The 24,412-nt window shown below is 71.5% G+C and carries 19 protein-coding genes; 11 read left to right on the top strand and 8 right to left on the bottom strand.

The annotated features are described in order from the left end of the window. Positions 1 to 164 precede the first annotated feature (164 nt). Together ACFZA0_RS10045 and ACFZA0_RS10050 are read left to right on the top strand one after the other, a co-directional pair. Positions 165 to 767, top strand: coding sequence for a hypothetical protein (locus ACFZA0_RS10045; protein ID WP_391013842.1), 603 nt, complete (start codon positions 165 to 167; stop codon positions 765 to 767). A gap of 98 nt (positions 768 to 865) precedes the next feature. Beyond that, on the top strand, positions 866 to 1,384 hold the full coding sequence (locus ACFZA0_RS10050) for a hypothetical protein (RefSeq protein WP_391013844.1): 519 nt from the start codon (positions 866 to 868) through the stop codon (positions 1,382 to 1,384). 100 nt (positions 1,385 to 1,484) lie between these two features. Here the strand turns inward: ACFZA0_RS10050 and ACFZA0_RS10055 are convergent, their stop codons facing one another. The 3 genes from ACFZA0_RS10055 to aspS form a co-directional block, all read right to left on the bottom strand. After that, complete coding sequence (locus ACFZA0_RS10055) at positions 1,485 to 4,886, bottom strand: hypothetical protein (protein ID WP_391013846.1); 3,402 nt, start codon at positions 4,884 to 4,886, stop codon at positions 1,485 to 1,487. Between the two features lie 5 nt (positions 4,887 to 4,891). Next, positions 4,892 to 5,608, bottom strand: a complete 717-nt coding sequence (locus ACFZA0_RS10060; protein ID WP_391013848.1) for a hypothetical protein — start codon at positions 5,606 to 5,608, stop codon at positions 4,892 to 4,894. A gap of 198 nt (positions 5,609 to 5,806) precedes the next feature. Next, positions 5,807 to 7,570, bottom strand: coding sequence for an aspartate--tRNA ligase (aspS, locus tag ACFZA0_RS10065; RefSeq protein ID WP_391013850.1), 1,764 nt, complete (start codon positions 7,568 to 7,570; stop codon positions 5,807 to 5,809). A 328-nt stretch (positions 7,571 to 7,898) separates the two neighbouring features. On the opposite strand from aspS, the gene ACFZA0_RS10070 reads away from it, so the two are divergent. The 3 genes from ACFZA0_RS10070 to ACFZA0_RS10080 all read left to right on the top strand — a co-directional run bounded on the left by ACFZA0_RS10070 (position 7,899) and on the right by ACFZA0_RS10080 (position 11,518). After that, positions 7,899 to 10,103 carry a SpoIIE family protein phosphatase gene (locus ACFZA0_RS10070; RefSeq protein ID WP_391013852.1) on the top strand — a complete coding sequence of 735 codons (2,205 nt, stop codon included), beginning with the start codon at positions 7,899 to 7,901 and terminating at the stop codon, positions 10,101 to 10,103. Between the two features lie 134 nt (positions 10,104 to 10,237). Continuing rightward, a complete protein-coding gene (locus ACFZA0_RS10075; RefSeq protein WP_391013854.1) occupies positions 10,238 to 11,209 on the top strand; it encodes a DUF1152 domain-containing protein in 972 nt (323 codons plus the stop codon). A 96-nt stretch (positions 11,210 to 11,305) separates the two neighbouring features. Next, the gene (locus ACFZA0_RS10080) at positions 11,306 to 11,518 is read left to right on the top strand and encodes a DUF4287 domain-containing protein (protein ID WP_391013856.1); all 213 of its coding nucleotides are present in this window, start codon (positions 11,306 to 11,308) and stop codon (positions 11,516 to 11,518) included. 36 nt (positions 11,519 to 11,554) lie between these two features. Here ACFZA0_RS10080 and ACFZA0_RS10085 read toward each other — a convergent pair whose 3' ends face one another. From ACFZA0_RS10085 to ACFZA0_RS10095, 3 genes are all read right to left on the bottom strand, one after another. After that, positions 11,555 to 12,655 (bottom strand): AI-2E family transporter, encoded by a 1,101-nt coding sequence (locus tag ACFZA0_RS10085; RefSeq protein WP_391013857.1) that lies wholly within the window; start codon positions 12,653 to 12,655, stop codon positions 11,555 to 11,557. Between the two features lie 103 nt (positions 12,656 to 12,758). After that, positions 12,759 to 14,246, bottom strand: coding sequence for a hypothetical protein (locus ACFZA0_RS10090; RefSeq protein ID WP_391013859.1), 1,488 nt, complete (start codon positions 14,244 to 14,246; stop codon positions 12,759 to 12,761). 235 nt (positions 14,247 to 14,481) lie between these two features. Next, positions 14,482 to 15,459: a pirin family protein gene (locus ACFZA0_RS10095; RefSeq protein ID WP_391013861.1), complete on the bottom strand. Its 978-nt coding sequence runs from the start codon at positions 15,457 to 15,459 to the stop codon at positions 14,482 to 14,484. 269 nt (positions 15,460 to 15,728) lie between these two features. Here ACFZA0_RS10095 and ACFZA0_RS10100 point away from each other — a divergent pair, with 269 nt between their 5' ends. Further along, positions 15,729 to 16,391, top strand: a complete 663-nt coding sequence (locus tag ACFZA0_RS10100) for a cutinase family protein (protein ID WP_391013863.1) — start codon at positions 15,729 to 15,731, stop codon at positions 16,389 to 16,391. A 129-nt stretch (positions 16,392 to 16,520) separates the two neighbouring features. Here the strand turns inward: ACFZA0_RS10100 and ACFZA0_RS10105 are convergent, their stop codons facing one another. Continuing rightward, positions 16,521 to 17,015 (bottom strand): SseB family protein, encoded by a 495-nt coding sequence (locus ACFZA0_RS10105; RefSeq protein WP_391013865.1) that lies wholly within the window; start codon positions 17,013 to 17,015, stop codon positions 16,521 to 16,523. Between the two features lie 163 nt (positions 17,016 to 17,178). On the opposite strand from ACFZA0_RS10105, the gene ACFZA0_RS10110 reads away from it, so the two are divergent. From ACFZA0_RS10110 to ACFZA0_RS10125, 4 genes are all read left to right on the top strand, one after another. Then, a complete protein-coding gene (locus ACFZA0_RS10110; RefSeq protein WP_391013867.1) occupies positions 17,179 to 19,005 on the top strand; it encodes an acyl-CoA dehydrogenase C-terminal domain-containing protein in 1,827 nt (608 codons plus the stop codon). Positions 19,006 to 19,129: 124 nt separating this feature from the next. Further along, on the top strand, positions 19,130 to 20,428 hold the full coding sequence (locus tag ACFZA0_RS10115) for a M18 family aminopeptidase (RefSeq protein ID WP_391013868.1): 1,299 nt from the start codon (positions 19,130 to 19,132) through the stop codon (positions 20,426 to 20,428). A gap of 220 nt (positions 20,429 to 20,648) precedes the next feature. Continuing rightward, positions 20,649 to 20,897 carry a DUF6458 family protein gene (locus ACFZA0_RS10120; protein ID WP_391013869.1) on the top strand — a complete coding sequence of 83 codons (249 nt, stop codon included), beginning with the start codon at positions 20,649 to 20,651 and terminating at the stop codon, positions 20,895 to 20,897. A gap of 260 nt (positions 20,898 to 21,157) precedes the next feature. Next, positions 21,158 to 21,550, top strand: a complete 393-nt coding sequence (locus ACFZA0_RS10125; RefSeq protein ID WP_391013871.1) for a hypothetical protein — start codon at positions 21,158 to 21,160, stop codon at positions 21,548 to 21,550. Positions 21,551 to 21,570: 20 nt separating this feature from the next. Here the strand turns inward: ACFZA0_RS10125 and ACFZA0_RS10130 are convergent, their stop codons facing one another. After that, positions 21,571 to 23,394: a thioredoxin-like domain-containing protein gene (locus tag ACFZA0_RS10130; protein ID WP_391013873.1), complete on the bottom strand. Its 1,824-nt coding sequence runs from the start codon at positions 23,392 to 23,394 to the stop codon at positions 21,571 to 21,573. A 122-nt stretch (positions 23,395 to 23,516) separates the two neighbouring features. Between ACFZA0_RS10130 and ACFZA0_RS10135 the strand changes: the two genes are divergently transcribed. Then, positions 23,517 to 24,401 (top strand): DNA-processing protein DprA, encoded by an 885-nt coding sequence (locus ACFZA0_RS10135; protein WP_391013875.1) that lies wholly within the window; start codon positions 23,517 to 23,519, stop codon positions 24,399 to 24,401. The last annotated feature ends 11 nt before the right edge of the window (positions 24,402 to 24,412 follow it).

Raw genomic sequence — 24,412 nt, forward strand, 5'->3', positions numbered from 1 at the left:
GCGGCCCGCCGGGTAGCCGGTCGAGGGCCCGCTGGCACCTGTCCGTCCCGGGCCGAGTCCGGCCCGTCATCGGCCCGCCCGCGCCGTCACCGCACCGTCCGCCGAGGACGTCGTCGCGGGGGTACCGGCCGACACGTCACTCCGCCCCGGGGTAGAACACTCCGGTGAGCCACTTCCCGCACGCCACCGAGTTCCCCGAGCCCGCCCCCGTGCCGCCGGGCCGGTGGCCGGAGTTGCAGACCGCCCTCGCCGCCGTCAACCGCGACCTGCGGGCGACGCTGCCCGAGCAGGAGCCGCTGATTCTGGTGGCCGTTCCGGCGTGGGAGTCGGCCGCCACCGGTGACAGGGTCCCCGAGCACGTCTACGTGGCGATGGCGGACGGCAGTTGGCAGGGCAACTCCCTGAACGAGTACGACCCCGAGGACGGTGGACGGGACTGGCCCGCCGAACCCGCGACCGTCCTGGGCATGGTCGCGGACGCCGCGCAGGAGACGGTCATGGAGCTGCTGTGGCGGGCATGGCCGACCTGCTGGGTGCACAAGAGCGGGGTGCACGTGCGCACTCCGGGCACCGGCCCGGACGGGGAGTCGGGGGAGGAGCCGCCCCCGGGCCGGGCCGGGGAGGCCGCCGGGCAGCCGGTGTGGTGGTGCCGCGGCGGCCGGGCCGAGGAGTGCCACGACCTGGCGGCGGTAGGGGAGTTGGCGGAGGCGCTGCCGGGCAGGCAGCGGCGGGCCTTCAGGCGGGGCGAGCGCGAAACGCGCAGGTGATCGGCCTCACCGACGCGCCCCGTCCGTCAGGAAGTCCCAAGTCCCGTCCACCGCAGGCCCCGTGCGGGCACGACCGCCGCACGACGTATCGTTCCCGCATGGCAGTTCCCGAGGTGATTCCCATCGCCCACGAGCCGGGGCACCGGACCGACACCATCGGCCGGTACACGGTGCACCCCGAAACCGCACGACGCGGACAGTTCCTGGCGACGGTCACGTACGCCTTTCCCGAAGGGTTCCGGCCCGGTGACGGATGGGAGGAGCAGAAGCGGCTCTACGCCGTGCTCCACACCTTCGACACCGACGGCCGGCACCGCGACGCCCAGATCTGGTGCGCCGGGACATGGGCCGAGCAGCAACGGAACCCCGACGGCGAGCAGTCCGTCCTCGCGCAGGCCCACGCGCACCTGGCGAAGCTGCTGGAAGACCTCCCCGACCGCGAACCCGGCGACATCGCGGTGCGCCCGTTCCAACTGACGCGGGACGGCGTCCTGTTCGGCCTCATCGCCGAGGAGCCCGAATCGGGCACGGCGACCGACCCCGACGACGACTGGGTCGAGCTGTACCCGGACCGCCTGGGCTTCGGCCCGCCGTGGGACGGGTCCTACGACACCTGAGTGCGCGTGATGTGACGGGCCATCGGCCTGACCCGTGAGGCGGCGTCATCCGCGGATGCGGCGAGTCGACGTCCTGCCTCACGGTCGAGCGGGCCGCCCGTCACATCGGGACTCCTCTGCTGCGCTCCAGCAGTCGGTTCAGCTGCGGCTCGTACTCGTCGGCGATACGCATGAACTCGTGGTTGTCCTTGCAGAAGCGGCGGCCGGAGGCGATGACGTCGAGGATCTTGCGCAGAACCAGGTCGATCTGATCCGCGGAGAGGGACCTCTCGCACGCCTCCAGCCATTGCGTTCCACGCCGCGCGACGACGGAGAAGGAGTGCGGCGAGGCGCCTCCGTGGCGCCGGGTCACCTCCTCCAGCACGTCGATGGCCTGCATCGCGCGCTCGTGCAACGTGCCGTCCGCCGGGGCCACTGTGGACCGCCGCAGCCGTATCGCGCTCCACGCGGTCAGAACGTAGTGGTCGGCCGCCCCGCCCTCGCAGCCCTTCGCGGTCTCCAGATGGTTCTCCGCGATGCCCAGATCGCCCCGTTCCAGCTCGAACTCCCCGCGCTGCAGCCAGTAATGGAAGTTGTCACAGAGGAGTTCGTGGACCGTGTCGTAGATCTCCCGAACCCTGGCGGGCTTCAGCCGGAGGGACACCATCAGGGAGTGGTTGAGCAGCCTGATCATGATGCGGCGGTACGGATCGTCGTTGTCCCGCGACTCGGACGCGTACTGGGCGTAGAACTTCAGCAGAAACTCGACAACCGAGCTGAGTTGGGTCGGATTCTTCTTCAGCACGGTCTCCACCACCGTGTCCGCGATGGTGCGCTGTCGGCAGCGGATGGTCCCGTCCGGGGCGAGGATCAAGAACCGTCCTTTGATGAGCCGGGCTATCGCCTCGTACAGGGCGGGTCTGGGCGCCGATCGCCCGGACACGATCTGCAGCAGGTCCTCCTGCTCGATGCCACGCTTCTTGAAGACGATCGCGGACTCGAAGACACAGACCGTCGCGTACACCGCGACCTGGCTGCTGTCGAGTTCGTGGAACTCGCTGGCGACCTTGTCCTCGAACCGCTTGCCCGTGACCACTTGGATCATGGCCACCAACAGGCTGCGGTCGCACAGTTCACGCAGCTTGTCGATCTTCTGCGCCCGCACCCTGTGCTGCTTGAGGATGCCGGGCAGGGCGTACTTGTGCAGGATGTCGACGATCTGTCCGAGGTCCTCGTCCTTCAGTGGTTCGTCCGCGGAGACCGGATCACGCTCGAAGGTCACGTCGAGTTCGTCTGCGCGAGTGGTTCGGATGGCCGCGACCACCAGCGACCTGCCGCCGTTGCTCAACTCCTTGAGGAGGGAGGCGCCAAGGCTTCCGAAAATGTCCACGTCGTCCACGAACACGGCATCCGGAAGCATGGTCGCGGCCTGGGCCTTGAGGTTGGGAATGGGGTCGGTGGCCTCGCGGTCGATCCATGCCACCGTACGGCCGGCCTGGTGGAGTTCGTAGGCGTACTGCATGAGCGCGGTGGTCTTGCCCGACCCCGCCCGGCCCTCGACCAGGACGATCGAATGCCTCCCGTTGGGCCCCGGCCTCGCCTTGTCCCGTATCCGGTCGATGATCGAGAGCTTCGCGCAGAATTCGTCCCGGACGTCGCCCCAGGTGGGGTCCTGGCCCTTCAGATACTCGACGGTGCCCGCGGACGCACTGTCGACCAGCCCCGCCACAAGTTTGATGCCCGAGTTGCGGCGGGCGCCCAGTTGTACGTCCGCGAGCCGTCTGCGGCCCTGTTGGAGCACCTCGAGTCCCGGCCGCAGACAGCGCGTCGCGAACTCGTGCGGCGGCATCTCGATGTGGGTGAAGCCGGCCTGCCGGATGCGTTCGCGGTCCGCTGCGGTTCCCGGACCGGTGATGACGAACTGTGGGAACCGACCGCCCGGGTCCTGCCGCTGCGGCACCAGGGTCAGCGCCTGCCACAGCGCGCGAGAGCTCGGCGACGTTGCCATGAACGCCGTGGGGCGGCAGAGCAGTTCGGCCTTCAGCTTCCGGAACCACAGGGCCCGGGGGGTGACGTCGTCGTCCGCGGGAACGGAGAATTCCAGGCCTTCCGGTCCCGTCGGCTCTCCGTGCATGGCGACCGCCTCGACGGTGGCGTTGCCCGCCCTCGGCTTGCGGATCAGCGCGTTCACGAATGTGTTGGTGTCCGTGACCTGCGCGTCGTGCCGGAGCATCGAAGTCAGAAGGTCGGTCGCCGTAAGGTCGTAGATGCGCGACCAGGGAGCGCGCAGAACGCGGTGCGCGGGGTTGGAGAAGTGCTCCGGATCCACCCGCAGTTCTGCCACGTGCTGGTCGACGACCAATGGGTTCAGCCGCGCCAGCGCGGTGTGCCAGATCTCCGGCGTGGTCGGCGGCGGAGTGGGGACACCACCGTAGACGGCCTTCGTGAGCCCCTCGGTGAAGGTGTCGGTGTCGACGGGCCGCGTCTCGCCGTGGAGACCGGACACCGCCACCAGGATCATGCGTCCCGTGCCAAGTTGTCCGTAGAACTCCTCCAGCACCTCCGCCTCCCCGGCCTGCGGCGCCGCCTGCCAGGCAGTACCGCCGGGCGAGGGCGCTGTCCGCCGCGGCCTCGGCAACGGGATCGGCTGTTCGTTCTGCGGAGCCGCGAGGTCCCTGACCCGGGGGGTTCCGCCCGCGCCGGCTCCGGCCTCCAACCGCAGGACGCGATGCTGACGAACCGCCCCGAGGTGCGTCACCTGCCACTTCTCACCGAGCCGGGAGGGCAGGGCCTCGCCTTCCGGCGCCAGCAGAAGAGTCCTGGGAAGCAGCGGGCCGAGGGAGGTCGGCAGCGCAGCGCTGTGGCCGCCCAGCACGACGGTCAGCCGGTTGTCCCCCGCCCACTTCGCATAGTCCCCGCCGACCGCGGCGCCCAGTTGCTCCGCAGTGCAGTTCGGGCGTTCGGTCCCGCTGCCCGGGGGCAGTGCCATGCGGAACACCGTGTTCGCCACCACGATCCCCAGAGCGGCGCCGTCCCCGCCGATGCGTGTTGAGCCTTCGCCGGGCAGCACGCCCGGCAGCCAGTCCGGGAAGGAGACGTCCGTGGCCGCCCAACTCGTGTACTCCGCGAAGAGCGATTCCGTGACGGCATCGGCCGTATCCGCGCCCTCGGGCCGCCACAACTCCCGTTCGGTGTCGCTCCAGTAGCGCGCGAGGGCCTTGACCAGCATCCCCCCGCCCGCCCGTGGCGGAGTCAAGTCCTGCCGCCATGGCACGCGCACCACCGGAGGCACACCGGGTGCGCCAAGGTCCAGACACTCGATCATGACGGCGTCGAGCAGGTCGGCCGTGTCACCGGGAGTGACAACACGCGGATGCGCAGCTCTCGTTCCGAACACCACGATCGCGTCCAGGGTGTGCCCCGACCGGTACAGCGCCCGCACGCTCTCCACCGTCGCCTCCAACTGGGCGAGCGGTGTGACGGACAGGAAGTGATAGGTGTCGCTCGTACCGTTGTCACTCATGTCTGTCACTCCCCCTTCAGGGCGATGGCCAGCACGGCCGCCCTGGGAATCACCAGTTGTATGTCGGTACTGCCGGGCCCGCATTCCCGGCCGCTCACCGTGACGCGCAGGAACGGACTGCCCACCGACGCCTCGTCGATACGGCCGGTGATCCGGGCGGCGGCCCGTGGGCACAGGGCCCGAGACTGCTCCGCGAACGAGGGCGACACGACGACGACACCGCGCGCCGTCTCCGTTTCGGGCTCCACGAAGGTGGCGAGCGCGAATGTCACGACGCTGGCCACCAGAGCGGCGCAGACCGCCACGTTGGCGTGCCTCTGTCGGCGGTCGACCTGCGATGCCTCGTAGTCCGCTCGCCGGAGCACCTTGTCCAGCAAATCGAGACGGTCGCGGGCCCGGTCTCCGGAGGCGAGCGAGGAAACGGGCTGGGCAACCGCCCGCAGGTAGAGGACCGCGGACAGCAGCCACAGGGCGACCGCCGCGACACCCGCCCACCGGGTGACCGGTGGACTGTCGGCGAGCTGGGTGAACGTGAGCGCTGCGACGATGCCGCCCGCGAACAGCGTGACGGTGGACTGCGCCGCCTGGGCGCGGATCCGTGCCCCGCTCCCGGACCTGACACGTTCCGAGTAGTAGGCCTCGGTCGCGGGTCCCAGTACGGCGTCGAGGACGAGATCCCGCTCGTCGGCCGCGTTCCCCCCTGTGTCCGCAGACGTGATCACAGAACCCCCTGTCGAGCTCTCACAGAGACCCCCCGGTGCTCGTAAGTGAGGAGCATCGTAGGGAACACGGTCTGGTGACAGGGGTGATACGGAAAATTCTTCACATACCCGCTGGGCGGGAGCACCCTCGAACGCGAGGGAGCCCGGGTCCGTCCGGACCCGGGCTCCCTCGTCGCGCGAACGCGCTACGCCATGGCGTTACTTCGCCTGCGGCTTCCGTACCGAGATGTGGAGCTCGCGGAGGCGGGCCTCCTCCAGTTCCGTCGGGGCGCCCATCATGAGGTCCTGGGCGTTGCCGTTGAGCGGGAAGGAGATCGTCTCGCGGATGTTCGGCTCGTCGGCGAGCAGCATCACGATGCGGTCGACGCCCGGGGCGATGCCACCGTGCGGCGGGGCGCCGAAGCGCAGCGCGCGCAGCATGCCGGCGAACTCGCGCTCGACCGTCTCGTTGTCGTAGCCCGCGATGTTGAACGCCTTGAGCATGATCTCGGGCTCGTGGTTCCGGATCGCGCCGGAGGACAGCTCGATGCCGTTGCAGACGATGTCGTACTGCCAGGCCAGGATGTCCAGCGGGTCCTGGTTCTCCAGCGCGTCCATGCCGCCCTGGGGCATCGAGAACGGGTTGTGCGAGAAGTCGATCTTCCCCGTGTCCTCGTCCTTCTCGAACATCGGGAAGTCGACGATCCAGCAGAAGCGGAAGACGTTCTCCTCGAACTGGCCGGCCCGCTTGGCGGCCTCGACGCGGACCGCGCCCATGATCTTGGAGACCTCGGCGAACTCGCCCGCGCCGAAGAACACCGCGTGCCCGGCGGCGAGGCCGAGACGCTTGGTCAGCTCGGCGACGTTCTCCTCGGTGAGGAACTTGGCGATCGGGCCGGTGAGCGAACCGTCCTCCGCGACGCGCACCCAGGCCAGGCCCTTCGCGCCCTGCGAGACGGCGTAGTCGCCGAGCTGGTCGAAGAACTTGCGGGGCTGGCCCGAGACGTCCGGCACCGGCAGCGCGCGCACGTGCTTGCCGGCGAACGCCTTGAACTCCGAGCCCTCGAACACGTCGGTGATGTCGACGAGTTCGAGCTTGGCGCGCAGGTCGGGCTTGTCCGAGCCGTACTTCAGCATCGACTCGCGGAACGGGATGCGCGGGAACGGCGAGGTGACCTCACGGCCGCCGCCGAACTCCGTGAACAGCTCCGTCATCAGCTTCTCGATCGGCTGGAAGACGTCCTCCTGCTCGACGAAGCTGAGCTCCACGTCGAGCTGGTAGAACTCGCCCGGCGACCGGTCCGCGCGCGCGTCCTCGTCGCGGAAGCAGGGCGCGATCTGGAAGTAGCGGTCGAAGCCCGAGATCATGAACAGCTGCTTGAACTGCTGCGGCGCCTGCGGCAGCGCGTAGAAGCGGCCCGGGTTCAGGCGGGAGGGCACCACGAAGTCGCGGGCGCCCTCGGGGGACGTCGCGGTCAGGATCGGGGTGGCCATCTCGTTGAAGCCGAGGGCGACCATCTTCGAGCGGATCGAGGCGATCACGGAGGAGCGCAGCATGATGTTGCGGTGCATGCGCTCGCGGCGCAGGTCGAGGAAGCGGTACTCCAGGCGCCGCTCCTCGTTGACGCCGTCCTCGGCGTTGATCGTGAACGGCAGCGGGGCGGCCGCGCCCAGCAGCTCGACCTCGGAGACCTCGACCTCGATCTCGCCGGTCGGCAGTTCCGGGTTCACGTTCTCCGTGCCGCGGGAGACGGCCTTGCCGTCGACGCGGACCGTGGACTCCTTGGTCAGGCGGTCCAGCGCCTCGTACGCGGGCGTGCCGGGCCGGGCGACGAGCTGCGTGATGCCGTAGTGGTCGCGCAGATCGATGAAGAGGATGCCGCCCAGGTCGCGCCGATTGTGCAGCCAGCCGCTCAGCCGGACGTCGGTGCCGACGTCAGAGGCGCGGAGCTCGCCGCAGGTGTGGGACCTGTACCGATGCATCGTCGTTCATCCAGTCTTCGCGGATCGGGGATCTCCGGTGCTGCTGCCCGGACCTGTCCAGGGTACCGGCCGCACCAAGGTCGACTCCCCCGCGTTTCCGCCCGTGCGCGGGGCCGGTCCGCCCCGCCCCGCGCACGGGCGGACCACCGGGTACGGCGCGGGGCGGGGCCCCGGACGGCGCCGGGACGGCCCCGCGGCGAGAGGGCGCCGAGGCGGGCGGCGCCCCACCGCGACGCGGGCGGTGCGGCGGGCGGTGCGGGCCCCGCGGAGCCCCGGCCCCCGGCGCCATCGGTGGCACTGTGCGACGACCTCTTCCTAAAGTGGGGCCATGCGTACTGGTGAGCCGCCCCTGCCCTCCGTGGGGGAGGTCCTCGCCGCTCTCGCGACCGGGATGTGGCACTGGGACACCGCAGCCGGGCTGGTCACGGTGGATGCCGAGGCCGCCCGGCTGCTCGGGCTGCCCGCGGCCGGCACCACCCTCACGGAGGCCCAGGTCCGCGCCCGCCTGCACCCCGTGGACTGGATCGAGATCACCGGGGTGGTCCAGCTCGCCGTCGCCGAGGACACCCTCGCCGAGGTCCGTATCCGGATCATGGACGAGCACGGCCGGGTGGTCCGCACGCTGCGCAGCCGCTCGAAGCCGGCCTTCCACCCCGAGAACGACTCGTACGAGCTGATCGGCACCCTCCAGGAGGTCACCGACCCCACCCCGGGCACCCCGGCCGGCCGCCGGGCCGTCACCGGCGACTGGCGGCGCTCGCGCGAGGCGTTCCTGCTGGACGCGGGCCGCGCGCTGGCCGAGGCCCGCTCCACGGCGGAGGTGCTGCGGGTCGCGTCGGGGCTGTCGATGCCCGGCTTCTCCCCGGACGGCATCGCCGTCTTCGGCGCGGTCGGCGACCGGCTCACCGTCATCGGCCACCACGGACAGCGCGAGGGCGAAGAAGAACCGTTCCTCCAGATGTCCGTGGACACGGACTACCCGGCCGCCGAGGTCGTCCGCACCGGCCGCGCCGTCTACCTGTCCTCACCCGGTCAGTACAAGGACCGCTACCCGCTCACCTGGCCGCTGGCCGAGCACTTCGGCCGCCAGTCCTGGGCGTTCCTGCCGCTGACCGTCGCGGGCCGCACCATGGGCGCCTGGATGGCCGCCTTCACGTACCCGGTCGCGTTCACGCCCGACGAACGCTCCGTGCTCACCACCGTCGCCCGCATGTTCGCCCAGGCCCTCACCCGGGCCGGGGCCGCCGAGTCCGAGCGCGAGCTGACCGACGGCCTCCAGCGCTCCATGCTGCCCACGCTCGGCCCGAAGATCCCCGGCATGAGCGTCGCCGCCCGCTACGTCCCCACCGGCGGCGGCCTCCAGGTCGGCGGCGACTGGTACGACATGATCCCGCTGCCCGGCGGCAACCGCATCGCCCTCGTCATCGGCGACGTCCAGGGCCACGACGTGCGTGCCGCCGGCCTGATGGGCCAGCTCCGCATCGCGCTGCGCGCCTACGCCTCCGAGGGACACCGCCCCGACGCCGTCCTCACCCGCGTCTCCCGCTTCCTGCACGGCGTCGTCGAGGACGAGGACGGCACCGACCAGCGCTTCGCGACCTGCCTGTACGCGGAGGTCGACCCCTCCTCCGGGATCCTGGAGATCGCCCGCGCCGGCCACCCCGACCCGGCGATACGGATGGCCGACGGGACCGTGATGATGCGGCCCACCGACGGCGGCCTGCCGCTGGGCATCGACCCGGACGCCGACTACCCCACCACGCGCTTCGCCCTGGAACCCGGCGAGACCCTGCTGATCTGCACCGACGGCCTCATCGAGACCGGCGGCCACGACATGGAGTCCGGCTGGGAACGCATCCGCTCCGTCCTGGACCAGCACCCCGGCGACCTGGAGGAACTCGCCGAGTCCCTGGTCCAGGCCGTGCACGGCCCCTCCTCGCACCACACCACCGGCCCGCTCGCCGACAGGCGCGAGGACGACATAGCGGTCCTGCTGCTGCGCCGCGAACCCGTCGGCGAGAGCCCCACCGCCGTCGCGGGGCGGCCGCTGCGCCGCACGATGCTCACCATCGCGCAGGACGAGCCCGAACGGATCTCCGTCGGCCGCCACCAGCTCACGGAACTCCTCCACGACTGGTCCTCCGCCGACCAGCTCGACTCGGCGGTACTGCTCCTGTCGGAGGTGCTCACCAACGTCCTCGTGCACACCGACAGCGACGCGCTGCTCGTCGCCGAGGTGATCGGCGAGCCCGGCGAACGCCGCGTCCGCGTCGAGGTCACCGACGCGGGCGACGACCTCCCGCACAAGCGCCGGCCCGGCGAACTCGCCTCCTCGGGGCGCGGGCTGGTCCTCATCGAGCTCCTCGCGCACGACTGGGGGGTCAACCCGCGCGGCAAGGGCAAGAGCATCTGGTTCGAGCTGCACGAGGCGTCGGGGGACGGGAACGAGAACGGCAACGGCCCGGCCGGCGGCCAACAGGACGCGGCGGAAGCGGCGTTGGAGGCACTGGAGGGGTTCGGGGACCTGGAGTGACCGGCCCGCGGCACGTCCGGGCACGGCCCGCGCCGCGGTTCAACCGGCGCGCAGCGCGGGTGAGTTGACGCGGGCGGCGGGCGGCGGGCGGCGGGCGGGAAAATCCTCCCCGCCCGTCCGCCGCCCTCAGCACAATGAGCGGCATGACGCTGCCGCTGGACACCAACCCGCTCTTCGCACGGCTCGACGGCGCCGAAAGCATCCTCGTGGCCGGCGCGGGCGGCGGCTTCGACATCTACTCCGGTCTGCCCCTCGCCCTCGCCCTGCTGCACCGGGGCAGACGGGTCCACCTCGCGAACCTCTCCTTCAGCTCGCTCGCGGGACTCCCGCCCGACGCGTGGCCGGCGCCCGAACTCGCGGTCGTCACACCGGAGTCGGCCCCGCACCACGCGTACTTCCCCGAACGCACCCTCGCCCGGTGGCTGCACGCGCACGACTACCCGTCCACCGTCCACGCCTTCCCGCAGACCGGCGTGATCCCGCTGCGCGCCGCCTACCGGTCGCTCATCGAACGGCACGGGATCGACGCCGTGGTGCTGGTCGACGGCGGCACCGACATCCTGATGCGCGGCGACGAGACGGGCCTCGGCACCCCCGAGGAGGACCTGACCAGCGTCGCCGCCCTGGCCGCGCTGGACGAGGTCCCCACCCGGCTGGTGGTCTCGGTCGGCTTCGGCGTGGACGCGTACCACGGCGTCAATCACGTACAAGTCCTGGAGAACATCGCCGCGTTGGAGCGCGCCTCGGCCTACCTGGGGGCGTTCTCGATACCGCGCGCGAGCCGTGAGGGCGCCCTCTACCTCGACGCGGTCGACCACGCCCAGCGTGAGACTGCCGACCACCCCAGCATCGTCAACGGCCAGGTCGCGGCGGCCGTGCGGGGCGCGTTCGGCGACGTCCGCTTCACCGAACGCACCCGGGGCAGCGAGCTGTTCGTGAACCCCCTGATGTCCCTGTACTTCGCCTTCGAACTCCCCGGCCTGGCGGCCCGCTGCCTCTACCTGGACCTGATCGAGGACACCTACCTGGCCCGCCAAGTGCACTCCCGCATAGCGCAGTTCAGGAACACGGTGACGGTCCGCAAGCCGCGGGCGTTCCCGCACTGAGGACACTGCGGCGCCGCCGACCGATGAGATTGCCCGTCCCCCGCGGTCATCAGTGACACGGCAGCACACCGCACCACGACCGCGAGGGAGACGGACATGACCACTCAAGCGAAGGGCCCCGCGAGCTACTTCCCCTCCATCGAGAAGAAGTACGGGCGCCCCGTGCCGGAGTGGGTCGAGCTGATCCGCTCGTCCCCGCTCACCCGGCACGGACAGCTCGTCACCTGGCTCAAGACCGAACACGGCCTCGGCCACGGCCACGCCACCGCGCTCGTCGCCCACACGCTCGCGGGGGGCGACGGGCGCTGAACCCCGGGGGAGACCGGCGGACGCCGCCCGCCGGGATCAGGCACCGGTCTCGCGGGCCGGGCCGCCGGGGAGACCGGTGCCTGGTCCCGGGGCCGACGGAGCGTCCCGCGCGGCCCCGAACCGGTCCCGCAGCTCGTGGTACACCCCGAACCCCGCCGCCGTCAGCGGCACCGCCAGCAGCATGCCGAGGATGCCCGCCACCGACGCGCCCGCCGTGATCGCCACCATCACCAGCGCCGGGTGCATCTGCACCGTGCGGCTCTGGATCATCGGCTGGAGCACGTGCCCCTCCAGCACCTGCACGGCGAGCACCACCCCCAGCGCCCACAGCGCGATGACGAACCCCCGGTCGGCGAGCGCCACCAGGACCGACACCGCGCCCGACAGGAACGCGCCGAGGTACGGGATGTAGGCGCCGACGAAGACGAGCGCGCCCAGGCCCACCGCGCCCGGGACGTCGAGGATCAGCAGGCCGACCGCGATGCAGGTCGCGTCGATGAGGGCGATCACCGTGGTGCCGCGCATGAACCCCTCGACCGCGCCGAACGCCCGGCGGGCCATCGCCTCGACGACGTCGGCCGTACCGCTCGGCGCGAGGTTGCGCAGGGTCTCGGCGGCCCGGTTGGAGTCGCGCAGGAAGAAGAAGACCAGCAGCAGCGCGAGCACGGCGAGGGCGATGGTCTCGCCGACGACGCTGACCCCGCTGATGACGTTGGAGGCCGCCGTGCCGCCGTACTTGCCGAGCAGGTCCTTGGCGTTGCCCGCGATGTCGTCCAGCGAGGTGCCGGCGGCGCCGAAGTGCTCGGAGAGCGAGGTGGCCGCCGCCTTCAGCGAGGAGACGATCTGGTCGCCGGTGTCCACGAGCGCCGCGACCACGATGTAGACGGCGCCCCCCACCACGCAGACCACGGCGACACAGGTGAGTCCGGCGGCGAGCGAGCGGTTGACCCGGGCCTTGACCAGGCGCCGGTACAGCGGCCCCAGCAGCGCGGACCCGAGGAGCGCGAGCAGCACCGGCGTGACCGCCGTGCGGAACTCCACGCACAGCCGGATCCCGACCCACCCCACCCCCGCCACCAGCAGGATGACGATGCACCAGGCGGCGAGACGGCGGGCGGGTTCCGGGAGCAGGTGCACGTCCCCACCCCAGCACGCGCGGGGCGGGCCGTCCTGCCGGGACGGCCCGCCCGGGTGACGCCACGTCAGGTCGGCGGGCCCTGCCCGGTGCTCCGCCGGAGCGTCAGAGAGAGACGTGCGGGCTCGTCAGCGCCACTCCGAAGTACCCCTTGGTGTTCTTGACCGTGATTCCCGCATTCTTGCCGCACAGGTTGACCGATCCGCCGAGTACCGGGCCGGAGGCCGAGCCGCGGGCGGTCCACACGCAGCCGTCGCTGTTCTCCGTGGGGACGCCGACGACCGTCTCGGCCTTCCCGTCCTTGGTGAGGTCGGCGAGGTGGACGGCCGCGCCGAACTGGTCGCCGCTCTCCGCCGCGCCGGGTATGCCCGCCGTGTTCTGGGTGTATCCGACCGCCTTGGCCGTGGTCAGGCCGGAGGCGGAGCCGCGCAGCAGAACGGCGGTGCCCGCCGACTCGAGCTTGCCGACCGCCTCGCCGGGGGAGCCGACGAGGACGTCGGCGTACCCGTCGGCGTTGACGTCGCCGACGCTGAGCGACTGCCCGAACTGGTCACCGTCCTCGGCCGCGCCCGGGACTCCCGCCGTGTCCTGGTGGAAGACCTGCGGCTTCTGGTCGGCGGTGATGCCCTGCGCGCCTCCGTACAGGACCTGGATCTCGCCACCGCTGTGCGCCGCGCCGGTCGCGTTCATCAGGGAGTCGTCGTCCGCGATGCCGGTGACGAGGTCGCCGTAACCGTCACCGTTGATGTCACCGATCTGCCCGGTGTGACCGTCCGCATAGGGAAGCTTGGTGGGCCAATTGGCGGAGTGGTCGGCCGTCGGGGGGCCGTTGTCGACGAGTACCGGTCCGCGCAGGTCGCCGGTCGTGGGTCCGGGCAGCCAGAAACGCTCCGCCCTGCCGTCACCGTTCACGTCACCCATCACCACGCTGCGGACCTCGCCTGAACGCGCGTCCCGATAGCTGGAGGCCGCCTTGCCCGTACGGGTGAAGGGACCGCTGTAGGAGGCGCCCTCGCACTCCGATCCGACGGCCAGCTCCGGGGCGCCGTCCCCGTCCATGTCACCCGTGGCCAGGGAGTTGCCGAAGCTGCAGTAGCTGCTGCCCGCCCCGAAGCCGGCCGGGACGGAGATGCTCGCACCGCCCGACAGTCCGCCGGGCCCGCCCCACACGACGGTCACGGAGCCCCGGAGTTCGTTGGTGCCGACCGCCTCCCTCGGCGTGCCGACGATCAGGTCCGCGTAGCCGTCCCGGTCCAGATCGGCTGCGGCGACCGTCGTGCCGAAGGCGTCCCACTCCTCCGGATCGCCCGGGACACCGGCGGTCGCCTGGGTGATGACCGTCCGGCGCGTGGTGCTCACGGACGAGGCCGACCCGTACAGGACGACGACGGCCCCGGCTTCCTCGACGCTGCCGTTGGCGGCGTAGGGCGCGCCGACTGCCAGGTCCCGGTAGCCGTCACCGTTGAAGTCGTCCTGGACGGCAGCGGTGTTGCCCCCCTTGTACGGGCTCGCGGCGGAGGCCGCCGTCGGGGTGAGGGCGGCGGCGAGGAGAAGGGGGGCGAGCACGGCGGCGGCCGTGGCTGCTCTGCGCAACGGGACTCCCGGGCAATAGGACGGAGACGGCGAGGGACGAGGACTGCTCGGACCGCGGCACGGCCGGAACGACAGCCCGCGAAGCCCGCTCGCCCCACTGGACACACGAGAAGCCGCCGGGGTTGTACCGCGACCGCCTCCGGGCGCGGACGACGACGGCCGGGGCGGCCGGCGGGAGGTTCTCCCGCCGGCCGCCCCGGCCGTTTCCCGGTGTCCGGGCGGCCCTGCCGGGCCGTCAGCCCTGCGGCCCCTCCGCCGACATTCCGTGCACCGCCGGGATCGAGCCGAGGCGGCCCTTCTGGAAGTCCTCGAAGGCCTGCTGGAGTTCGTCGCGGGTGTTCATGACGAACGGGCCGTAGTGCGCCATCGGTTCGCGGATCGGCCGGCCGCCGAGGAGGACGACCTCCAGGTCCGGGGTGTTGGAGTCCTGCTTCTCGTCCGCGCGGACCGTCAGGGACGAACCCGCGCCGAAGACCGCCGTCTGGCCCAGGTGGATCGGGCGGCGTTCCGCGCCCACCGAACCGCGGCCGGCCAGCACGTACGCGAGGCCGTTGAAGTCCTCGCGCCACGGCAGCGTCAGCTCCGCGCCCGGCGACACCGTCGCGTGGATCATCGTGATCGGCGTGTGGGTCGCGCCGGGACCCTGGTGGCCGTCCAGCTCGCCCGCGATCACGCGGATCAGCGAACCGCCGTCCGGCGTGGTCAGCAGGCCGACCTCGCCGCTGCGCAGGTCCTGGTACTTCGGGGCCATCATCTTGTCCTTGGCCGGGAGGTTCACCCACAGCTGGAGCCCGTGGAAGAGGCCGCCGGACACGACGAGGGACTCCGGCGGCGCCTCGATGTGCAGCAGGCCCGAGCCCGCCGTCATCCACTGGGTGTCGCCGTTGGTGATCGTCCCGCCGCCGCCGTGGCTGTCCTGGTGGTCGAAGATCCCGTCGATGATGTACGTGACGGTCTCGAAGCCGCGGTGCGGGTGCCAGGGGGTGCCCTTCGGCTCGCCCGGCGCGTACTCCACCTCGCCCATCTGGTCCATCATGATGAACGGGTCCAGGTGGCGGTAGTTGATCCCGGCGAAGGCACGGCGGACCGGGAAGCCCTCGCCCTCGTAGCCGCTGGGCGCGGTGGTCACGGTCAGCACCTTGCGCGGGACGGCGTCGGCACCGGTGGTCACGCGGGGCAGGGTCAGCGGGTTCTCAACGGTCACGGCAGGCATGTCCGTACCTCCTTGGGCGATGTAGGACTCACTTTAGTTGAGCGTTGAACTTTCTGCCACCCAGAACCACCCGCGAGTCGCGGACATTCCCCGGCGCCGCCACCTGGGCCGGGCGGGTGGCGCGCGGGACGACTGGTGATTTCGCCGGTACGCGGACGGGGGTCCGGTCCGTACGGTCCTCGCGTCCCAACCGATGCGGAGGGACGGGCTCCCCGGGCCCCCGGCCCGAGCGTCCCGGCCCGCCGTACGCGAGAGAGGTACACACCCCCATGTCCCGCACCCCCCTGCGCCGCCGCTCCACCGCCCTCGCCCTCGCCCTGGTCGCCGGCTCCGCCGGTCTCACCGTGGCGGCCGCCCCCTCGGCCTCGGCAGCCGCCTGCTCCGACGTCGACGTGGTCTTCGCCCGCGGCACCGGCGAGACCGCCGGGCTCGGCATCGTCGGCACCCCGCTCGTGAGCAACATCAAGAGCGACCTGCCGGGCAGGTCCGTCAGCTCGTACGCCGTCAACTACGCGGCCAACGCCGCGCAGACCAGCGCCGGTCCCGGCGCCACCGACATGACCAACCACGTCACCAGCACCGCCGCGAGCTGCCCCAACACCTCGTTCGTGCTGGGTGGTTACTCCCAGGGCGCCAGCGTCACCGACATCTCCATCGGCATCCCGACCCTGCTGGGCAGCGGTTCGACCATCCCCACCGCCCTCGCCCCGCGCGTGAAGGCCGTCGTCGCCTTCGGCAACCCGCTGCGCCTGTACGGGCAGACGATCACCAGCGCGAGCGCGCTGTACGGGCCGAAGGCCAAGGAGTTCTGCAACCTGGGCGACCCGGTCTGCGCCAACGGCACGAACATCGCCGCGCACCTGACGTACCAGCTCAACGGCAGCGTCGAGTCCGGCGCCCAGTTCGCCGCCGGCAAGATCAACGCGGGCTGAGCCCGCGCAGCGGCCCGCGCCGCACGCGCGTACCCGGCGGAAACGGCCGGCGGCCCGCCCACGGATTCACCGTGGGCGGGCCGCCGGCCGTTCGTGCGTGCGCGTCCGTACGCGCGCGGTGCGCCGCTCTCAGCCGTACATGCGGCGCATCGCGAAGTCGACCATCTGCTCGACGGACTTCGCGTCGAACACGATGCGGTGCTCGCCCTCCATGTCCAGGACGAAGCCGTAGCCGGTGGGCAGCAGGTCGATCACCTCGGCACCGGTGATCACGAAGTACTTGGACTCCTTGCCCGCGTACCGGCGCAGTTCCTTGAGCGAGGTGAACATCGGGATCACGGGCTGCTGGGTGTTGTGCAGCGCGAGGAAGCCGGGGTTGTCGCCGCGCGGGCAGTAGACCTTGGAGGACGCGAAGACCTGCTGGAAGTCCTCCGCCTGGACCTGACCGCTGGTGAAGGCGCGCACCGCCTCGGCGAGCGACGGCGGCGACGGCTCCGGATAGTGCTGCTGGTGCTGCTGCCGGCCGTACCCGTCGGCGCCCGGCATCTGCTGCCCGGGCATCTGCTGACCGCCGGCGTACTGCTGCTGACCGCCGCCGTCCATCGTCTGGCCGTATCCGTACATGGAACGAAGCCTACTGAGTCACAGATGACCCAATCGGGGTTGCGTCTTATTACCGACGGGTAGCATCATCGTAGCTACTTGTTGGTACGTGAAACGAGTGCGAGGAGACAGACAGTGCCTCGCCGATCACGCCGATCGCCGATCTCTTGACGGAGCCGTCGCCATGGGGCACTACAAATCGAACCTCCGGGACATCGAGTTCAACCTCTTCGAGGTGCTCGGACGCGACAAGCTGTACGGGTCCGGCCCGTTCGCGGAGATGGACACCGACACCGCCAAAAGCATCCTCGCGGAGATGACCCGCCTCTCCGAGAACGAGCTGGCGGAGTCGTTCGCCGACGCCGACCGCAACCCGCCGGTCTTCGACCCGGCCACCAACACCGCGCCCGTCCCGGAGAGCTTCAGGAAGAGCTACCGGGCCTACATGGACTCCGAGTACTGGCGCCTGGGCCTGCCCGAGGAGATCGGCGGCACCACCGCGCCCCCGTCCCTGATCTGGGCCTACGCGGAGCTGATCCTCGGCGCGAACCCCGCCGTGTGGATGTACTCCTCCGGCCCCGCCTTCGCCCGCATCCTCTTCGAGGAGGGCACCGAGGCGCAGAAGCAGGCCGCGAAGGTCGCCGTCGAGAAGCAGTGGGGCTCGACGATGGTCCTCACCGAGCCGGACGCCGGCTCGGACGTGGGCGCCGGCCGCACCAAGGCCGTGCAGCAGGAGGACGGCTCCTGGCACATCGAGGGCGTCAAGCGCTTCATCACCAGCGGTGAGCACGACATGGAGGAGAACATCCTCCACTACGTCCTCGCCCGCCCCGAGGGCGCCGGCCCCGGCACCAAGGGCCTGTCCCTCTTCCTCGTCCCGAAGTTCGAGTTCGACTTCGAGACCGGCGAACTGGGCGAGCGCAACGGCGTCTACGCCACGAACGTCGAGCACAAGATGGGCCTCAAGGCGTCCAACACCTGCGAGATGACGTTCGGCGACCGCCACCCCGCCAAGGGCTGGCTGATCGGCGACCGGCACGACGGCATCCGCCAGATGTTCCGCATCATCGAGTTCGCCCGCATGATGGTCGGCACGAAGGCGATCTCCACCCTCTCCACGGGCTACCTCAACGCCCTGGAGTACGCCAAGGAGCGCGTCCAGGGCCCCGACCTGGCGAACTTCATGGACAAGACCGCCCCCAAGGTCACCATCACCCACCACCCCGACGTGCGCCGCTCCCTCATGACGCAGAAGGCGTACGCCGAGGGCATGCGCGCCCTCGTGCTGTACACCGCGTCGATCCAGGACGCCATCGCCGTCAAGGAGGCCGAGGGCGCCGACGCGGCCACCGAGCACGCGCTCAACGACCTGCTGCTGCCCATCGTCAAGGGCTACGGCTCCGAGAAGGGCTACGAGCAGCTCGCGCAGTCGCTCCAGACCTACGGCGGCTCCGGCTTCCTCCAGGAGTACCCGGTCGAGCAGTACATCCGGGACGCCAAGATCGACACCCTGTACGAGGGCACCACCGCGATCCAGGGCCAGGACTTCTTCTTCCGGAAGATCGTCCGCAACCAGGGCGCCGCCCTCAACTCGGTCGCCGAGGACATCAAGCAGTTCCTGGCGCTGGCCACCGGCGGCGAGGAACTGGCCGGCTCCCGCGAGCACCTCGCGAAGGCCGCCACCGAGCTGGAGGCCATCGTCGGCCTCATGCTCACCGACCTCGCGGCCACCGAGCAGGACGTCAAGAACATCTACAAGGTGGGCCTCAACACCACCCGCCTGCTGCTCGCCTCCGGCGACGTCATCGTCGGTTACCTGCTGCTGAAGGGCGCGGCCGTCGCCGCCGAGAAGCTGCAGACCGCCTCCGCCAAGGACAAGGCGTTCTACCAGGGCAAGATCGCCGCCGCGAAGTTCTTCGCCGCGACCGTCCTGCCCGGCGTCACGCTGGCCCGCAAGCTGGCCGGCGGCGTCGAGCTGGACCTGATGGAGCTGGACGAGGCGGCCTTCTGACCGTCCGCCCGCGCCACCGCGCCGGTCCGTCGCCCGACGCCCGGCGGGAGCCGTAGGAAAGTCCGTACCAGAGCCCGTTCCGGTCCCCCCGGAACGGGCTCTGGTCCGTCGTTAAGGTGGACTCATGAGCGAATCCCCCCTCTTCGACCGCGGTCACACCGACGACCTCATGTCCTTCCTCACGGCCAGCCCCTCGCCCTACCACGCGGTGGCGAGCGCGGCCGAGCGCCTGGAGAAGGCCGGCTTCCGGCAGCTCGCGGAGGAGGACGCCTGGGACGGGACGACCGGCGGCCGGTACGTGCTGCGCGGCGGCGCGATCGTGGCCTGGTACGTCCCCGAGGGCGCGGACCCGCACACCCCCTTCCGGATCGTCGGCGCCCACACCGACTCCCCCAACCTGCGCGTGAAGCCCCGCCCCGACAGCGGTGCGCACGGCTGGCGCCAGGTCGCCGTGGAGGTCTACGGCGGCCCCCTGCTCAACTCCTGGCTCGACCGCGACCTCGGCATCGCCGGCCGGCTCACCCTGCGCGACGGCACCACCCGCCTCGTCAACGTCGACCGGCCGCTGCTGCGCGTCCCGCAGCTCGCCATCCACCTCGACCGCAACGTCACCGCGGACGGCCTCAAGCTCGACAAGCAGCGCCACCTCCAGCCCGTGTGGGGCCTCGGCGACTCCGTGCGCGACGGCGACCTCGTCGCCTTCCTGGAGGAGGAGGCCGAGATCGGCGCGGGCGAGGTCACCGGCTGGGACCTGATGGTCCACTCCGTCGAGGCACCCGCCTACCTCGGCCGCGACCGCGAGCTGATGGCCGGCCCCCGCCTGGACAACCTGCTGTCCGTGCACGCCGCCGTCGCCGCCCTCGTCGCCGTCACCTCGCGCGGCGGCGACCTGCCGTACATCCCCGTCCTCGCCGCGTTCGACCACGAGGAGAACGGCTCGCAGAGCGACACCGGCGCCGACGGCCCGCTCCTCGGCGGGGTACTGGAACGCTCGGTGTTCGCCCGCGGCGGCAGCTACGAGGACAAGGCCCGCGCGTTCGCCGCGACCGTCTGCGTCTCCTCCGACGTCGGCCACGCCGTGCACCCCAACTACGCGGAGCGCCACGACCCGACGCACCACCCGCGCGCCAACGGCGGCCCCATCCTCAAGGTGAACGCCAACAACCGCTACAGCACCGACGGTTCGGGCCGCGCGCTGTGGGCCGCCGCCTGCGAACGGGCCGGTGTCCCCTTCCAGTCGTTCGTCTCCAACAACGCGCTGCCCTGCGGCACCACCATCGGCCCCATCACCGCGGCCCGGCACGGCATCAAGACCGTCGACATCGGCGTGGCCATCCTGTCGATGCACAGCGCCCGTGAACTGTGCGGCGCAGACGACCCGTTCCTGCTGGCCAACGCCCTCGTCTCGTTCCTCAAGGGCTGAACTCCCGTTCCGTGCGCCGGGTTCCGCGAGTGCGTGGCACCACGTTCCGCGAGGCCCGGCGCGGGGTCCGCGCCCCCGCTCCCGGGGCCGCCGGGTCAAGCGGCGCACGGGTGCACGGACGAGAAAGACGTGCACCCGCACATGCTCATCGAGCCCCCGGGTACCCGGAGTTGACCGGAACCGGAGTCACCGGCCCGGACTCGACAGGGAGGCGACACTCATGGGCCTCGGCGGATGCATTGTCCTCATCGCCGTGGGAGCGATCCTCACGTTTGCGACCGACTGGCACATGCAGGGGGTCAACCTGGATCTGGTCGGGATCATCCTGATGATCGTCGGGTTGATCGGTGTCACGACGTTCAGCAGCATCGCCCGGCGCCGCCGCGTCGTCGCGCCGACGACCACCGTCGTCGAGGGCGAGCGGCACGCCAGCCGCGACGGCTACAGCGACGGTGGCTACGGCGTGTGACGCCCGCGGGCCCCGGCCATCTCCGACGGTTCCGGTACCCACGAGCACGAAGGCACGCACGAGCACGAGCACGGCAGGAGACACCGCGGTACGGCACCGTCCGGCACCGTGAGCACGCCCCCGCACCGCCCGACGGCCGGGTTCCCCCTCCGTACGGACACCGCCAACGGTGTCCGACGGAGCACGGGAGCCCGGCCGTTCGGCATGCGTGCGGGCGGGAGGACCTCGGAGAACCGGCCGCCGCACCGCACACTGTGCGCATGCAGCTTCCCGCCGACGCCGTCACCGCCACCGCACTCGTCGAGGTGGTACGGATCACCGGGCTGCCCGTCGACCGCGCCGCGCCCTACCCCGGCCCGGCCGTCGCCCACTGGACCGGGGCCGACGCCGCCGACGCCCTCGCACTGATCGCCACGCTGCCCGGCAGCGCCCAGCACCGCTGCGGCTTCTTCCCGGGGTGGGGCGTCCGGGCGTACGACGAGACCCTCGAACTCCCGCTGTTCGAGGCCGCGTTCTGCTTCACCTGCCACGAGGTCCGCATGCACGGACCGGCCGTCCCGCCCCCGTCAGCCACACAGTTCTTCGCACCCGACTCACCGGCGGGCCGGTCCCTGCTCGCGCTGTTCCGCGCGGCGGGGCCCCGACTCCCCTGACAGCGGCGGGACTTGGCGGATCAGCCGTCCATTCCCGCGAGCACCAGCGGGAGCCGGACCGCACCGTCCGCCGTGATCCGCACCGGCACGCCCCAGTCCTGCTGGTGGACGTGGCAGGCCGGGTACTCGTTGGCCGGGTCGTCGTCGCAGGACGCGGCCATCGCCGACACGTGCAGCACGCCCTCCGTGACGTCCGGGTTCAGCTCCAGGACCCGGGAGAGGTCCGTGCCCGCGCCCTCGCCCCCGGCCAGCAGCTCGGGCGGCGTCGACGACACCAGCAGCCGGGTCGAGGGCCCGTACCGCGTGTCGAGCTTCTGGCCCGACGGCGCCTGGAAGATGACGTCCAACTCCAGCTTCCCGGGCGCCACTTCGGTGGCCGCCCGCTGCGTGCGGTGGGCGACCGACGACACCTTGACCGCCTCCTCCGGCAACCGCAGCCGGGTCAGCCGGTGCCCGGCCGACTCGACGACGACGATGTCGTCGCCGACGAGCACCGCGTCGCTCGGCTCGCGCAGGTCCGTCGCCAGCGTCGTGACCTCACCGGTCGCCGGGTCGTAGCGGCGCAGCGCGTTGTTGTACGTGTCGCTGACCGCGACCGAGCCGTCGGGCAGCGCGGTGACGCCCAGCGGGTGCTGGAGCAGCGCCTGGCCGGCGTCGCCGTCGCGGTGCCCGAAGTCGAACAGACCGGTGCCGACCGCCGTGTGCACGGCGCCGTCGAGGTCCACCCAGCGCAGGGCGCTCGTCTCCGCGTCCGCCAGCCACAGCCGGTCCCCGGCCGCTTCGAGGCCCGACGGCTGCGCGAACCACGCCTCGGCACCGGGTCCGTCGACCAGGCCCTCGTTGGTGGTGCCGGCCGCGACGGCCACCGTGCCGTCGGCGGGGTCGTACGTCCAGAGCTGGTGCACGCCCGCCATCGCGATCCACACCCGGCCGCCGAAGACGGCCACGTCCCACGGCGACGACAGGTCGACCTCGCGGGCCGGACCCGACGTCGGCGTCCCCTGCCACCACTGGCGGCCGGTCCCGGCGAGGGTCGTCACCTCGCCGGACCCGAGGTCCAGGCGGCGCAGCGCGTGGTTGACCGTGTCGGCGACGACGACCGCGCCGTCCTCCAGCAGCGCGAGCCCCTGCGGCTCGCTGAACGCGGCGGTGTCCGCGGGACCGTCCACGAGACCGCGCGTCCCGGACCCGATCCGCCGCACGACGCTCTCGCCGTCCTCGGCCAGCTCCACGAGCTGGTGCCGGGTCGTGTCGCTGACCAGGAACGTGCCGCCCGGCAGCAGCAGCGCCTTGCCGGGGAACCGCAGCACGGTCGGCGCCGGCTCGGGCGCCACGTACGGTCCGTCGCCGCGCCGCAGGGTGCCCTTCGCGGCGTGCTCGGCCTCCAGCTCCTCGACCAGCCGCTCGATGGCGTGCGCGTGCCCCTCGCCGGCGTGCTGCGCGACGACGTACCCCTCCGGGTCGATCACGACGAGCGTGGGCCAGGCCCGCACGGCGTACTGCTTCCACGTCGCGAGCTTCGGGTCGTCCAGCACCGGGTGCTCGACGCCGTACCGCTCGACGGCGTCGACGACGGCGGCGTGCTCGGCCTCGTGCACGAACTTGGGCGAGTGCACCCCGATGATCACCAGGGTGTCCCGGTGCTTCTCCTCCAGCTCCCGCAGCTCGTCGAGGACGTGCAGGCAGTTGATGCAGCAGAAGGTCCAGAAATCCACGACAACACACTTGCCTCGCAGTTCGGCGAGGGTGAGCTCTTTGCCGCCGGTGTTCAGCCAGCCACCCTCACCGACCAGCTCGGGGGCACGGACACGGACACGGCGGGGCGCGGGGGAGGCGTCGTTCATACCTCAAGGGTGCCATCCCCGGGAGAGTGACCTGCGGCACTCCCGGAGGGGTCGCGCCGACGGCCGCTCGGCTCCCCGCGTTCCGCCGACCGAGCTTGGACGCTCTTCCTATACTTGGTCGTATGGACCAGGAACTGGAGCGAGCGGCGCTCGTCGCGCTGCTGCGGCGCGGCGATCGTTCCTGGCCCGAGCTCACCGACCGGATCGAGGCTGTCGGAAGCGCGCGTGACGTTCTTGAGAACGCGATCGACGCCGCCGGGCAGGGCGCCCTCTTCGACACCGAACCGGCATCCGACCTGGATTCCGTCGCTGACGAGATCGCCGCCTGGGAACGCGAGGGCATGCGGCTGGTCACCATCCTTGACGACGACTATCCGCTCAATCTGCGCTTGGTCCACCAGCGCCCGCCCTTCCTGTTCCTGCGCGGCACGCCCGCCGTCGAGGATCTCCGGGTCGCGGTCGTCGGCACCCGGGCCCCCAGTCCGGAGGGCGTTGCCCACGCCCGGGCCATCGCCGGAGGGCTCGCCGAGCGCGGAGTCACGGTGGTCAGCGGCCTGGCCGCCGGCATCGACACCGCCGCGCACCGATCCGCTCTCGCCGTCGGCGGCCGGACCGTCGCCGTGATCGGCACCGGTCTGCGGCGCACCTATCCGGCGCAGAACACGCGGCTCCAGCAGGAAATCGCTGAACGGGGGCTGCTGATCTCCCAGTTCTGGCCGGACGCTCCGCCGTCGAAGGTCTCGTTCCCCCTGCGCAACGCTGTGATGAGCGGCTACAGCCTGGCCACCGTGGTGGTCGAGGCTGCGTACCGCAGCGGGGCCCGCATGCAGGCCCGCCTCGCCCTGGAGCACGGCCGACGCGTCTTTCTGATGCGCTCCCTGATGACCCACGAGTGGGCTCGGGAATACGCGGCCCGCCCCAATACGACCGTGGTCGACGGCCCTGACGACGTCTTCGGTGAACTCGACTCCCTCGTCCCCGCCGCGGGCGAGCTCACCTGGACCTGACCGGCGGCACC

The sequence above is a fragment of the Streptomyces sp. NPDC008150 genome (genome assembly GCF_042956945.1).
GTDB lineage: Bacteria > Actinomycetota > Actinomycetes > Streptomycetales > Streptomycetaceae > Streptomyces.

Excerpts from the sequence above, each read along its gene's own strand:
- ACFZA0_RS10050 (WP_391013844.1), top strand. The coding sequence starts at position 866 with ATGGCAGTTCCCGAGGTGATTCCCATCGCCCACGAGCCGGGGCACCGG.
- ACFZA0_RS10055 (WP_391013846.1), bottom strand. The coding sequence starts at position 4,886 with ATGAGTGACAACGGTACGAGCGACACCTATCACTTCCTGTCCGTCACA.
- aspS (WP_391013850.1), bottom strand. The coding sequence starts at position 7,570 with ATGCATCGGTACAGGTCCCACACCTGCGGCGAGCTCCGCGCCTCTGAC.
- ACFZA0_RS10070 (WP_391013852.1), top strand. The coding sequence starts at position 7,899 with ATGCGTACTGGTGAGCCGCCCCTGCCCTCCGTGGGGGAGGTCCTCGCC.
- ACFZA0_RS10075 (WP_391013854.1), top strand. The coding sequence starts at position 10,238 with ATGAGCGGCATGACGCTGCCGCTGGACACCAACCCGCTCTTCGCACGG.
- ACFZA0_RS10080 (WP_391013856.1), top strand. The coding sequence starts at position 11,306 with ATGACCACTCAAGCGAAGGGCCCCGCGAGCTACTTCCCCTCCATCGAG.
- ACFZA0_RS10095 (WP_391013861.1), bottom strand. The coding sequence starts at position 15,459 with ATGCCTGCCGTGACCGTTGAGAACCCGCTGACCCTGCCCCGCGTGACC.
- ACFZA0_RS10100 (WP_391013863.1), top strand. The coding sequence starts at position 15,729 with ATGTCCCGCACCCCCCTGCGCCGCCGCTCCACCGCCCTCGCCCTCGCC.
- ACFZA0_RS10105 (WP_391013865.1), bottom strand. The coding sequence starts at position 17,015 with ATGTACGGATACGGCCAGACGATGGACGGCGGCGGTCAGCAGCAGTAC.
- ACFZA0_RS10110 (WP_391013867.1), top strand. The coding sequence starts at position 17,179 with ATGGGGCACTACAAATCGAACCTCCGGGACATCGAGTTCAACCTCTTC.
- ACFZA0_RS10115 (WP_391013868.1), top strand. The coding sequence starts at position 19,130 with ATGAGCGAATCCCCCCTCTTCGACCGCGGTCACACCGACGACCTCATG.
- ACFZA0_RS10120 (WP_391013869.1), top strand. The coding sequence starts at position 20,649 with ATGGGCCTCGGCGGATGCATTGTCCTCATCGCCGTGGGAGCGATCCTC.
- ACFZA0_RS10125 (WP_391013871.1), top strand. The coding sequence starts at position 21,158 with ATGCAGCTTCCCGCCGACGCCGTCACCGCCACCGCACTCGTCGAGGTG.
- ACFZA0_RS10130 (WP_391013873.1), bottom strand. The coding sequence starts at position 23,394 with ATGAACGACGCCTCCCCCGCGCCCCGCCGTGTCCGTGTCCGTGCCCCC.
- ACFZA0_RS10135 (WP_391013875.1), top strand. The coding sequence starts at position 23,517 with ATGGACCAGGAACTGGAGCGAGCGGCGCTCGTCGCGCTGCTGCGGCGC.